Here is a 12,481-nt window from a genome sequence, read left to right as displayed (position 1 = left end):
AGATGAAAGATGGAAGGCGTCGCATCCGGCGGCGCAGCTCATTCATTGTGCAGCGCGGCTGGTTGCGAGCTGAGGCGTGCCGGCGGGGCGACCACGCCCATGGAAATGATGTATTTGAGCGCTTCGTCTACGCTCATGTCCAGTTCGATGACATCCGCTTTGGGCATCATCAGGAAAAATCCGGAGGTCGGGTTGGGCGTGGTCGGCACATACACGCTGACATATTCGCCGTGCAGATGGCGCACTGCATCACCGCCCGGTTTACCGGTCAGAAAAGCGATGGTCCATGAGCCCTGACGCGGGTATTGCACCAGCAGGGCCTTGCGGAAAGCCTGGCCGTTGCTGGAAAACAGTGTGTCGGAAACCTGTTTGACGCCGTAATAGAGTGACTTCACCACCGGGATGCGGGCAAGCAGCGCCTCCCAGTAAGCGACCAGGCGTTGACCAATCACATTGGCCGCCACCAGACCGGTGAGCCATACGATCAGCACGCTGACCACCAGACCAAGACCGGGCAGATTGAAGCCCAGTATGGTCCGTGGGTGCACACCGTTGGGCAGCCATTCGACGATCTGGTCGAGCGTGCCGACGATCCAGGCCAGCACCATGAAGGTGATGACCAGCGGAATCCAGATCAGCAGCCCGGTGACGAAGTATTTTTTCACGTGATCGTCGGTTCAGGACGGATGGCAGGCGCAACTGCCGCCGCAGCCGCCCATGGCCGGCGCATTGTCGGCTTTTGCCGGGGCTGCACTGCTGCCGCCTTTGAAGTCGGTGGCGTACCAGCCATTGCCCTTGAGCTGGAAGCCGGCTGCCGACAGTAATTTGACATAAGTGGGCTGACCGCAGGACGGGCAGGTGTCGAGCTGCGGATCGCTCATTTTCTGGATGTGTTCCTTCTGGAACCCGCAGCTCTCGCAACGATATTCGTAAATGGGCATGAGGACCTCCGGAAAGGCAAGTGCGTAAGTCTAACGCAACGCAGCATCGGGGAAAAGAAAGCACCGGCGCACCCGGTTGCGCCGGATGTGGGGGCGCAGGGTCTGTGTTTCAAGCGGTTCGGGCGGGTTAGATGCCGCCGAGATAGGCCCGTGTGATGGCCTCGCCCCAAAACAGCGCCAGCGCTCCGGCGGCGGCCAGATAGGGGCCAAAGGGGATGGGGACGCTGCGCCCGTGGCGGGCGAAGACGATCAGCGCGATACCGACCGTGGCGCCGACCAGGGATGAGAACAGGATGGTCAGCGGCAGCATCTGCCAACCCAGCCAGGCGCCGATGGCTGCGAGCAGTTTGAAGTCGCCATAGCCCATGCCTTCCTTGCCGGTGGCGAGCTTGAACAGCCAGTACACCGACCAGAGCGACAAGTAGCCGGCCATGGCGCCGATGACTGCGCTGGATAAGTCGGTGAACGTGCCGAAAAGGTTGAACGCCAGCCCGAGCCAGAGTAGCGGCAAGGTCAGATCGTCCGGCAGAAGCTGGGTGTCCAGGTCGATGAAAGCCAGCACCAGCATGATCCACAAGAAGAGCATCGCGCCCGCGGCGGCGAGACCGAAGCCGAAATGCCACGCGGCGTAACCGGACAAGGCGGCCGACAGCAGCTCGACGACTGGATAGCGGGCGCCGATCGGCGCATTGCAGTGCCGGCAGCGGCCGCGCAGGAGCAGATAACTGAACACCGGAATGTTTTCCAGTGCGCCGATCAGGTGGCCACAATGCGGGCAGCGTGAGCGCGGCGTGGCCAGATTGAAGCGTTCAGTCTCCGGCGGCGCTTCGCCGCGCAACTCTGCGGCCTGGGCCTGCCAGTCGCGTTCGAGCATACGCGGCAGGCGGTGGATCACCACGTTGAGGAAGCTGCCGACGAATAGGCCGAGTACTGCGGCCAGCGTGGAAAAGGCGAGCGGCTCGCGCAGGAATTGGATCATGGTGCAGACATGCCGCCAGCCTGGCAGGCGGCAAAAAGTTCAGACGATAGAGCCGAGCTTGAAGATCGGCAGGTACATGGCGACCACCAAGCCGCCGATGACAGTGCCAAGGAAAACCATGATGATCGGCTCCAGGAGCTGCGATAGACCAGCCACCGCGTCATCGACCTCACGCTCGAAAAAATCGGCAACCTTGGCGAGCATGGCATCGAGCTGGCCGGACTCCTCGCCGATCGATACCATTTGCACCACCATGGTCGGGAACACGGCGGCGTTTTGCATCGCCACGGTGAGGCTGGTGCCGGTACTGACTTCGCTTTGGATCTGCCGGGTGGCGGTCAGGTAAATGTAGTTGCCCGACGCGCCGCCGACCGAATCGAGCGCTTCGACCAGCGGCACGCCCGCGGCGAACATCGTCGACAGCGTGCGCGTCCAGCGGGCCACGGTGGCTTTGCGCACGATTTCCCCGATGACCGGTAGTTTCAGCACCGCGCGATCGACCGCAATTTGCATTGCGGTCGAACGTTTATAAACAAACGCGACGCCGACCACGGTGCCGATGAGGATGCCGAAGATGGCATACCAGTATTCGACGAAAAAGTCGGACATGGCGATGACCATCAGCGTGGGCGCGGGTAGATCCGCGCCAAAGCTGGTGAACACGCTTTTGAATTCCGGAACGACGAACAGCATCATCACCGAGATGACCAGCGCGGCGACCACGACCACGGCAATCGGATAAAACAGCGCCGATTTGATCTTGCTCTTGATGGCAAGGATTTTTTCCTTATAGGTGGCGATACGGTCGAGTAGCCCATCCAGAATACCGGCCTGTTCGCCGGCTGCCACCAGGTTGCAAAACAAGCGGTCGAAATAGACAGGGTGTTTGGCAAATGCCTGCGACAGGCTCGACCCGGTCTCGACGTCGTTGCGAATATCGTTGAGCAACCGGGCCAGCGCTGGGTTGCCGGAGCCCTTGATGCCGATGTCGAACGCCTGCAACAGCGGCACGCCCGACTTCATCATGGTGGCCAGTTGCCGGGTAAACAGCGCAATGTCTTTTTCGCTGATTTTGCCGGCGCGCGACATGCGCTGTTTTTTCACCTTGGTGGCCAATATGCCTTGGCGGCGCAAGGTGGCCTGCACCACGGCTTCGGCCGTTGCGCGCATTTCTCCGCGCACGAGCTTGCCGGTTTTGTCCTTGCCCTCCCAGGTAAAGAGCATTTCCTTGGGGCCGCGCCGGTCGCTGCGGCCTGCTTGGGTTGCAGTTGCCATATGCACTGTCTCTCTATTCGTTGGTGGTCGCCAGCACTTCTTCCAGCGAGGTGACGCCTTGTTTGACCTTCAGCAGGCCGGACTGACGCAGGTCGCGCACGCCTTCGCGTTGCGCCTGCTCGGCAATGTCCATCGAGTTGCCATTGGTCATGATGATGTGGGCGATCTCTTCGCTGATCGGCATGACCTGGTAGATGCCCACTCGTCCCTTATAACCAGTGCCCTTACAACGGTCGCAGCCGACCGGCCCCATCGGTTGCCAACTGCCGTCCAGATCGTCCTCCGAAAAGCCTGCTTGGAGCAGCACCTCGATCGGAATATCGACCGGTTTTTTGCAACTACACAATCGTCGGGCGAGACGCTGGGCGGTGATCAAGATGACCGAAGAGGCGATATTGAACGGCGCCACCCCCATATTCTTGAGGCGCTCCAGGGTAGTAGGGGCGTCGTTTGTATGCAAGGTGGATAATACCAGATGGCCGGTTTGGGCTGCTTTGACCGATATTTCGGCGGTTTCCAAGTCGCGGATTTCACCGACCATGATGACATCCGGATCCTGGCGCAGAAAAGCCCGCAACGCGGCGGCGAAAGTCAGTCCGGCTTTGTCATTGACGTTGACCTGGTTGATGCCGGGCAGATTGATTTCCGCCGGATCTTCGGCGGTGGAAATATTGACTCCGGGTTTGTTCAGAATGTTCAGGCAGGTGTAGAGCGATACCGTTTTGCCCGATCCGGTGGGGCCGGTCACCAGAACCATGCCGTAAGGGCGCTCGATGGCAGCCAGCAGGGCTTGCTTTTGATCCGGCTCGTAGCCCAAGGCGTCCACCCCCAGCATGGCCGAAGACGGGTCCAAAATGCGCATGACGATTTTTTCGCCATGCAAGGTCGGCAGCGTCGAGACCCGAAAATCGATGGCCTTGTTTTTGGACAGCGCCAATTTCATCCGCCCGTCTTGCGGCACGCGCTTTTCGGAAATATCCAGACGGGAAATCACCTTGATCCGTGCGGCGATTTTTTCCTTGAGCACCAGCGGGGGCTGAGCGATTTCACGCAGCACGCCGTCGGTGCGCACCCGGATGCGGTAGAACTTTTCGTAGGGCTCGAAATGAATGTCCGAAGCGCCCTCGTTGATCGCATCGATCAGTACCTTTTGAATAAAGCGCACTACCGGCGCGTCATCGACTTCCGAACTGGCATCTTCGGCCGCGGTCTCGTCTGTACCTTCCTGGCCGAGGAGATCCATGTCGAAATCCTCGCCGGTCAGATCCCGCAGATTCTTCTCTACCGACTCCGAGAGCGATTCGACCAGCCGGGCGAGTTTGTCGGCTTCGGCGACCACCAGATCGACCTGCAGGCCGGTCTGGAAGCGTATTTCGTCCAGCACCCGCATGTTGGACGGATCGGCGATGGCCACCACCAAGCGGTTTTGACGTTTTCCGAGCGCGACCACCTGGTGCTTGCTGCAGAGCTTGCGGTCGATTGCATCGCGGGGAATGTAGGATTTTTCCAGGGCGGTGACATCGAGCAGCGGGTAGCCGAAGGTTTCGGCAGCAAAGCGCGCGATTTCGCGGGTACTGATCAGCCCGCGCTGCGCCAGCTCGATCAAAAAGCCGTTGGTGGAGCCATTGCCGCTTCCGGTGGCACAGCTCAGCGCGTCGGCTTCGGTGAGCCGTCCATGCTGGATGAGCGCGCGGGCAAGGCCGCTCAGGGCCGACTGGGGATTGGCTGCCATAGCAAGATGTTTAATTAAACGACATTCGATCTTGCACGCCGAGCCGCGGCTTGTAAAGGGCTGTACGCCGCTTCGCTAGCGGTCCGGTCCCGGTGCTGTCGTGGGCGGACCGCCGGCTGCGACCGGGCGAAAAATCCGCGCGGTCCGCACCATGCGATCCTGTGTTTGCACCACTTCGATCGGCGTGTCGGCAATTTTGATCGACAGCTCGCCCTCCGGGATGTCTTGCAGGTACTCCAAAATCAGGCCGTTGAGCGTCTTGGGGCCATCGAGCGGGAGCGCCAAACCCAGCTTGCGGTTGAGCTCGCGCAGATTCTGGCTGCCGTCGACCAGTACGCTGCCGTCTTGGCCCCAACTGATGCGGTCGCTGCCATCGGGCATGCTGGTGGTGAATTTTCCGATCAGCTCTTCGATGATGTCTTCCAGGGTTACCAGTCCGAGCAGCTCGCCATACTCATCGACTACCAAGGCCATGCGTTGCTGGTTTTCCTGGAAGTACTGCAATTGCGTGTAGATCGAGGTATTGGCGGGTATGAAGTAGGGGGGGCTGGTGAGTGCGCGGATGGCGTCTCGGCTCAATTGGCCGTCCAGTACCCGGCCGAGCACCCGGCGCAGGTGGAGAATGCCGATCACCCGTTCCGAATCGTCCTCGAATACCGGCAGGCGGGTATGGTAGCTGGTGGCCAGTTGCTGGCGGATGTCCTCTTCCGGTGCGCTGAGGTCGATGCTCTCGATCGCGCCGCGCGCGGTCATCACATCTTCCACCGTGATGTGTTCGAGGTCGAACAGGTTGACCAGGATGCTGCGGTGCTTGGCGGGCATGTAATGGCCGGATTCGAGCACCATGGCGCGTAATTCATCGATCGACAGGCTGGCAGGACCGTCCTCCTGCACGGGCTTGAGCCGCAACAGATGCAATAGCCCGCTGACGAATAGGTTGACAAACCAGACCGCAAAATAGGCAACTTTGAGCAGCGCGGTGAGCGGATAGCTGAGGATCGGAGCCAGCCGGTCGGCGTAGTGAGCCCCGATGACCTTTGGGGTGATCTCGGAGAACACCAGGATAAAGAAGGTCAGTAGAACCGTGCCGGTGCCAAGCGCCCAGCGCTCTTCACCGAACAGGTCGATGGTGATGACACTCGACAGCGTGGCGGCTGCGATATTGACCAGGTTGTTGAACAGCAGGACCACGCCCAGCAAGCGGTCGGTCTTGCCCAACAGATCGAGCGCCAAGCGGGCGCCGGTGTGGCCAGCGGCAGCGCGCGAGCGCAGTTTGTAGCGGTTGGCGGCCATCATGACCGTTTCGGTCATCGAGAAGGCCCCGGAGAGGACGAGCAGCAGGACCAGTGCGGTCAACTGCAGCACAAGGGGATGGTCGGGCACGCAAGTCCGTCGATAATAGGATGGGGAAAGTATTCAGCCCGTCCGCCAAGGCTGTCAACAAACAAACCCGGTGCGGGCGCGCCCTAGTTTGCCCGGCCGAGCACGACCTCGATGACAAAGCGGCTGCCCACATAGGCCAGCATCAGGGCGACGAAACCGGCCAGCGTCCAGCGCAACGCCACCCGGCCGCGCCAGCCGCGCAGGTGGCGGCCGGCCAGCAGCGTGCCGAACAGCAACCATGAAACGATGGCGAACACGGTTTTGTGATCCAGGCGGAACGCCTGCCCGAACAGGGTTTCGGAAAACACCACACCGGACACCAAGGTCAGCGTGAGTAGTACGAAGGCAATGCCAATCAGCCGAAACAGCAGCGCTTCCATGGTGAGAAGCGGCGGCAGCCCGGCCAGTGCGCGGGTCAGGCGCGCGTTGTGTAGCTGGCGTTCGGCCACCGCCATCAGCAGGGCATGCAGTGCGGCCAAGGTAAATAGACTGTAGGCCAGCATGGCAATGATGAAGTGGGCGCGGAAAGCGGGCGAGCCGGCATTGGTCAACACATGCTCGCCGGGGAACAAGGCTGGCAGCACGGCGCCGACCACCCCTGCGGGCATGGCCAATGCTTGCAGCCCGTCGAGGCGTGCATACAGGGTTTCCACCCAATAAAAGCAGATCGCCAGCCAGATCATCAGCGAGATGGCCACTCCAAAGCCAAAACGCATCTGCCCGCCCGGAAACAGCGCGCCGTGCAGTGCCATGCCGTGTATCAGCAAGGCTGCCAGTAACACCAGGCGCTCGCGGCGTGACATACACTGACGTGTACTGCCGTGAGCGCTGCCCAGCCAGCAGGTGCGCCAGAAATATATGCCCAGGGCGCCGTACAGCGAGGCCGGAACGAGATGAAGTAGAATCTTGCCCATATCGCACGCAGTTTACTCCAACGCCGAAACCCCGATACAACATGCTCGACAATCTCACCCAGCGGCTGTCCAAGGTCGTCAAATCATTGCGCGGCCAGGCCCGCCTGACCGAAGACAACATTCAGGACGCGCTGCGCGAAGTACGCATGGCCTTGCTGGAGGCCGATGTGGCGCTGCCAGTGGTCAAGGATTTCATCGCGCGGGTTAAGGAAAAGGCCATCGGCCAGGAAGTCATCGGTTCGCTGTCGCCCGGCCAGGCGCTGGTCGGCGTGGTGCATGACGAGCTCAAGGCGTTGATGGGCGGCAGTCACAGCGGACTGAACCTCGCCACACAGCCGCCAGCGGTGATTCTGATGGCCGGTCTGCAGGGCGCGGGTAAAACCACCACCACCGGCAAGCTCGGCAAACTGCTAGCCGAGCGGATGAAGAAAAAGGTGCTCGCGGTGTCGACCGACGTTTATCGGCCGGCGGCTATCGACCAGCTCAAAGCGGTGGCTGGCCAGGCGGGCATCGAGTTCTTTGCCTCGACTCCCGACCAAAAGCCGGTGGACATCGCGCTGGCCGCGCTCGATTACGCTCGACGGCATTATTTTGACGTACTGCTGGTCGACACCGCCGGCCGCTTGGCCATCGATGAGGCGATGATGGCCGAAATCCAGGGCCTGCATGCCGCGCTCAAACCGGTCGAAACCTTGTTCGTGGTCGATGCCATGCTTGGCCAGGATGCGGTCAATACCGCGCGCGCTTTCAATGACGCCCTGCCACTGACCGGCGTGGTGCTGACCAAGCTAGACGGCGATGCACGTGGCGGTGCGGCATTGTCGGTACGCCATGTCACCGGCAAGCCGCTCAAGTTTGCCGGCGTAGGCGAAAAGCTCTCCGGACTGGAGGAGTTCCATCCGGAGCGCATGGCCAGCCGCATCCTGGGTATGGGCGACATTCTCGGCTTGGTCGAGGAGGCGCGTCGCGGGGTCGATGAGGAAAAAGCCCGTGCTTTTGCCAAAAAGCTCAAGAGCGGCAAAGGTTTCGACCTCAACGATTTCAAAGAGCAGATCGGCCAGGTACGCGGCATGGGCGGAATTGGCGCCATGCTCGACAAGCTGCCCGCGCAGTTTGCCCAGGCCGCCGGCAAACTGCAGGGTGGGGTCGAAGAAAAAATGATTGCCCGCATCGAAGGCATCATCAACTCGATGACGCCGCAAGAACGCGCCAAACCCGAGATCATCAAGGCCAGCCGCAAGCGCCGTATCGCTGCCGGCGCCGGCGTCACGGTGCAGGAAGTCAATCGGCTGCTCAACCAGTTCGAACAGACCCAAAAAATGATGAAGCAATTTTCCAAAGGCGGCATGCAAAAGATGCTCCGTGGGCTCAGGGGCATGTTGCCGGGCGGCTTGATGCGTTGATCCGCTCGGTGCCTACGCACGCCATGGCGCATATCCTGGTTTCTTTGACCCGCGCGCTGCGCAGCCTGGCGCAGCCAGGCATTTTGTGGCAGTTGATCTGGCCGGGGCTGGCTGCGGCCCTGGTGTGGCTGGTGGTGGCAATTTTCAGCTGGGCTGCGCTGGTCGATGGCCTAGTGGGCTGGGTGGAGAGTTGGACCTGGATCGGACCCTGGGTCAGTCAGTCCGAAGTGGCCGGCGGCCTGTTGCTGGTGCTGGCCAAAATTGCGGTGTTCTTGCTTTTCGTGCCGATGATCTACCTTACCGCCGCGTTGTTGGTGGCGGTGGTGGCGTTGCCGATCATGCTGGAGAAGGTGGCCGTGCGTGAATATGGCGACCTGGAGCAACGGCGTGGCGGTTCGAATCTCGGCAGCCTGTGGAATTCGGCGCTTGCCGCGCTGTTGTTCCTGTTGGCGTTGTTGCTGTCCTTGCCGTTTTGGCTGATTCCCGGCTTCGGCCTGGTCGCTTCGGTGGGCTTGACCGCGTGGCTGAACCAAAAGGCTTTTGGCTATGATGCGCTGATGCTGCACGCGGACGCGGACGAAATGCTTGCCCTGCGGCGCGATTTGCGCGCCCAGATGCTGCTATTGGGCGGCGTGTGCGCGCTGCTGGCCTATGTGCCGTTGGTCAATATCGTGGCCCCCGCGTTTTGCGGCCTGGCCTTTGTTCATTTCATGCTCGAAGCCTTGCGACGCACGCGGGCCGAGCGCGGCGTATCCATCCTGGATGCGCCGCACGAGACCTCCAGCAGGAGCCTATGATGGCCTTTGGCGCTTTGATCATCGGCGACGAAATCCTTTCCGGCCGGCGCAACGACAAGCATTTGACCAAGCTGATCGAGCTACTTGGTGTGCGTGGGCTCAAGCTGGCCTGGGCGCGCTATGCCGGGGATGATCGCATCCGTCTGACCGAAACCCTGCGGCAGACTTTTGCCAGCGGGGACGTGGTGTTCAGCTTCGGCGGCATTGGCGCCACGCCGGATGACCACACCCGTCAGGCGGCCGCGGCCGCCCTCGGTGTAGAAAGCGTTCTGCATCCCGAGGCGGAAGCCGAAATCCGCGCGCGTTTTGGCGCGGAAACCACGCCGGAGCGCCTGCAGATGGGCGTATTTCCGCTGGGTAGTCGGATCATCCCCAATCCTTACAACCGGATTCCGGGTTTTGCCATCCACGACCATTGGTTCGTGCCCGGTTTTCCGCAGATGGCCTGGCCGATGGTCGAATGGGTGCTGGACACCCATTACGCCCATCTGCATCACGCCGAGGACTATGTCGAACAGTCGATCACCGTGTGGGACGCCTACGAAGGGCAGTTGATCGATCTGATGCGCCAAGTGACCGAGGAGTTTCCAGACGCCACCCTGTTCAGCCTGCCCACTCTGGCCGCAGCCGGGCAGCGGCGCAGCCTGGAACTGGGCATGAAGGGGCCTGCTGCCCGCGTGGCCGAGGCGATGGCGCGGATCAAGGCGGAGCTGCAACGGCGTGGCTATCCGTGGGAGGCGCGCGACTGAACGCAAAATCGGCTCGCGCAAAGCGCGGCATGCCGCCTTCGGAACAAGTGCGCCGGATCGTGTTGGAAGGGCGGGACATCGTGTACCGGTTGCGGCGCTCGGCGCGGCGCACGCTGGCTTTGCAGGTCGATGCGCAGGGCGTGCGGGTAGCCGTGCCGCAGCATTGCACCACGGCCGAGGCGGAGCGCTTCGTGGCGGCGCATGGTCGTTGGCTGCTCGGCAAACTCGATGCGCTGGCCGCCCGCCCACGCCCGAGGCGCTTTGTGGCCGAGGACGGGGCGTGCTTTGCGCTCCTTGGGCAGCCCTGCCGGTTGCGCCTCGCTGGCACCCGACGCGGTGCCCGCTGGCGGGTCGGCGATGACGGTCATGAAGAACTGGTGCTGCCGGCGGCCACACCAGACCCCGCCGCTGCGCTGATCCGCGCCCTGCAGCGGCGGGCCTTGAGCTGGTTTGCCGGACGGGTGGCCGAATATTGCCACCGCCTCGGTGTTGCGGCACCGGCAGTGCGGCTGAGCAGTGCGCGCACCCGGTGGGGGAGTTGCAGTCGGCTATCCGGCATTCGTCTGCATTGGCGGCTGATCCATCTCGATCCGGTGCTGGCCGACTACGTGGTGGCCCACGAAGTGGCGCACCTGGTGGAAATGAACCACTCGTCACGCTTCTGGTCGCTCGTCGAGGCGATCTATCCGGACTGGCGTGCAGCCCGGCGGCAACTGCGCGCCGCGGCGGCGACACTGCCGGAGATCGCCACCGGCGACGACCTATCCATCGATCAGGAGGACTGAAACACATGCGTTTGCTGCATACCATGCTTCGGGTCGGCAACCTGGAGCGCTCGATCGCTTTCTATACCGAAGTGCTCGGCATGCGCCTGCTGCGCCGGCAGGATTATCCGGAAGGACGCTTCACGCTGGCTTTCGTCGGCTACCAGGATGAAGCCGACGGCGCGGTCATCGAGCTGACCCATAACTGGGATACCTCGTCTTACGAGCTGGGTAATGGATTTGGCCACATTGCGGTGGCAGTGCCGGACGCCTACCGGGCATGCGAAGAAATCCGTGCGCGCGGTGGCAAAGTGGTACGTGAGGCCGGGCCAATGAAGCATGGCAGCACGGTAATTGCCTTCATCGAAGACCCGGACGGCTACAAGATCGAATTGATCCAGCGCGACGCCGAACACGGATGATTCCCTTTATGCGCCGCAAGGCAGCGGGGCAGGCAACGCAGGGGGTAGCGACCGCGCTGCGGTAGAATGCCGCCTCCGCGAATCTGACCAAAATCATGAAAGTACTGGGAATCGAATCGTCCTGTGACGAAACCGGGGTGGCGCTCTACGACACCGAGCGCGGCCTGTTGGGGCATCGGGTGCATTCCCAGATCGATCTGCATGCCGCCTACGGCGGTGTGGTGCCTGAGCTGGCTTCGCGTGACCACATCCGTCGCCTGCCGCTGCTGCTGCGTGAGATGCTGGCCGTGGCCGGCTGCAGGTTGGACGAGATCGATGCGGTAGCTTATACCGCCGGTCCCGGGCTGGCCGGGGCGCTATTGGTCGGTGCCGGGGTGGCGGAGTCTTTGGCCATGGCCCTGGGGGTGCGCACGCTGCCGGTGCATCACTTGGAAGGGCACCTGCTGTCGCCGCTGTTGTCGGCCCAACCGCCGGCGTTTCCGTTCGTGGCCTTGCTGGTCTCGGGCGGCCATACCCAGTTGATGCGGGTCGGTGGGGTGGGTGAATATGAGCTGCTGGGCGAGTCGCTCGACGACGCCGCCGGTGAGGCCTTCGACAAAACCGCCAAGCTGCTCGGTCTGGGCTACCCGGGCGGTCCGCAATTGGCCCGCTTGGCCGATCGGGGGCGAGCCGGTCGTTTTCGCCTGCCGCGCCCGATGCTCAATTCGGGCGATCTCGATTTCAGCTTCAGCGGGCTTAAAACCGCAGTGCTCAACACCGTTTGCGCGCCGGGCTGGCGCACCGAAGACGCTGCCGATTTGGCCGCGGACTTTCAACAAGCGGTGGTCGACGTGCTGGTTGAAAAAGCGCTTGCCGCGCTTGCACGTACCGGTCTGACGCGCCTGGTGGTGGCCGGCGGCGTGGGCGCCAACCGCAGCTTGCGCGCGCGGCTGGACCAGGCGGCCAAGCGGCGCGGCTGGCAAGTGTATTACCCTGAGCCCGAGTTATGCACCGACAACGGAGCGATGATCGCCTTTGCCGGCGCGATGCGCTTGGCGGCCGGAGAACACGGCCAGACAGCGGGCCGCATCGGCATCTGCCCGCGTTGGCCGCTGGCGGAGGTGGGCAAGCCGGCCTGAGCGG

General features: G+C 62.3%; 13 protein-coding genes. 6 read left to right on the top strand and 7 right to left on the bottom strand.

Features of this window, described 5'->3' with window-relative positions; genetic code table 11:
- Positions 1 to 38: 38 nt before the first annotated feature.
- From DIE29_RS10815 to DIE29_RS10785, 7 genes are all read right to left on the bottom strand, one after another.
- Positions 39 to 665, bottom strand: a complete 627-nt coding sequence (locus DIE29_RS10815; RefSeq protein WP_114649885.1) for a DUF502 domain-containing protein — start codon at positions 663 to 665, stop codon at positions 39 to 41.
- A gap of 12 nt (positions 666 to 677) precedes the next feature.
- The gene (locus tag DIE29_RS10810) at positions 678 to 941 is read right to left on the bottom strand and encodes an FmdB family zinc ribbon protein (protein WP_102042354.1); all 264 of its coding nucleotides are present in this window, start codon (positions 939 to 941) and stop codon (positions 678 to 680) included.
- Positions 942 to 1,068: 127 nt separating this feature from the next.
- Positions 1,069 to 1,920: a prepilin peptidase gene (locus DIE29_RS10805; RefSeq protein WP_114649884.1), complete on the bottom strand. Its 852-nt coding sequence runs from the start codon at positions 1,918 to 1,920 to the stop codon at positions 1,069 to 1,071.
- 39 nt (positions 1,921 to 1,959) lie between these two features.
- A complete protein-coding gene (locus tag DIE29_RS10800; protein WP_114649883.1) occupies positions 1,960 to 3,195 on the bottom strand; it encodes a type II secretion system F family protein in 1,236 nt (411 codons plus the stop codon).
- 13 nt (positions 3,196 to 3,208) lie between these two features.
- The gene (gene pilB / locus DIE29_RS10795; RefSeq protein ID WP_114649882.1) at positions 3,209 to 4,927 is read right to left on the bottom strand and encodes a type IV-A pilus assembly ATPase PilB; all 1,719 of its coding nucleotides are present in this window, start codon (positions 4,925 to 4,927) and stop codon (positions 3,209 to 3,211) included.
- A gap of 75 nt (positions 4,928 to 5,002) precedes the next feature.
- The gene (locus tag DIE29_RS10790) at positions 5,003 to 6,292 is read right to left on the bottom strand and encodes an HlyC/CorC family transporter (protein WP_237269557.1); all 1,290 of its coding nucleotides are present in this window, start codon (positions 6,290 to 6,292) and stop codon (positions 5,003 to 5,005) included.
- Positions 6,293 to 6,393: 101 nt separating this feature from the next.
- Positions 6,394 to 7,224, bottom strand: coding sequence for a cytochrome C assembly family protein (locus tag DIE29_RS10785; protein ID WP_114649880.1), 831 nt, complete (start codon positions 7,222 to 7,224; stop codon positions 6,394 to 6,396).
- Between the two features lie 41 nt (positions 7,225 to 7,265).
- Here DIE29_RS10785 and ffh point away from each other — a divergent pair, with 41 nt between their 5' ends.
- The 6 genes from ffh to tsaD all read left to right on the top strand — a co-directional run bounded on the left by ffh (position 7,266) and on the right by tsaD (position 12,477).
- On the top strand, positions 7,266 to 8,627 hold the full coding sequence (ffh, locus tag DIE29_RS10780) for a signal recognition particle protein (protein ID WP_114649879.1): 1,362 nt from the start codon (positions 7,266 to 7,268) through the stop codon (positions 8,625 to 8,627).
- A 23-nt stretch (positions 8,628 to 8,650) separates the two neighbouring features.
- Complete coding sequence (locus DIE29_RS10775) at positions 8,651 to 9,424, top strand: EI24 domain-containing protein (RefSeq protein WP_114649878.1); 774 nt, start codon at positions 8,651 to 8,653, stop codon at positions 9,422 to 9,424.
- On the top strand, positions 9,424 to 10,173 hold the full coding sequence (locus DIE29_RS10770; RefSeq protein ID WP_102043249.1) for a competence/damage-inducible protein A: 750 nt from the start codon (positions 9,424 to 9,426) through the stop codon (positions 10,171 to 10,173). The genes DIE29_RS10775 and DIE29_RS10770 overlap by 1 nt, the downstream gene beginning before the upstream one ends.
- Before the next feature lie 29 nt (positions 10,174 to 10,202).
- Positions 10,203 to 10,958, top strand: coding sequence for a M48 family metallopeptidase (locus DIE29_RS10765; protein WP_102042346.1), 756 nt, complete (start codon positions 10,203 to 10,205; stop codon positions 10,956 to 10,958).
- A gap of 5 nt (positions 10,959 to 10,963) precedes the next feature.
- Complete coding sequence (gloA, locus tag DIE29_RS10760) at positions 10,964 to 11,359, top strand: lactoylglutathione lyase (protein WP_102042345.1); 396 nt, start codon at positions 10,964 to 10,966, stop codon at positions 11,357 to 11,359.
- 95 nt (positions 11,360 to 11,454) lie between these two features.
- Positions 11,455 to 12,477, top strand: coding sequence for a tRNA (adenosine(37)-N6)-threonylcarbamoyltransferase complex transferase subunit TsaD (gene tsaD, locus DIE29_RS10755; protein WP_102042344.1), 1,023 nt, complete (start codon positions 11,455 to 11,457; stop codon positions 12,475 to 12,477).
- Positions 12,478 to 12,481 lie beyond the last annotated feature (4 nt).

Source organism: Pseudothauera hydrothermalis, from assembly GCF_003345255.1.
GTDB lineage: Bacteria > Pseudomonadota > Gammaproteobacteria > Burkholderiales > Rhodocyclaceae > Pseudothauera > Pseudothauera hydrothermalis.
This window is presented reverse-complemented; position numbering and strand designations above follow the sequence as displayed.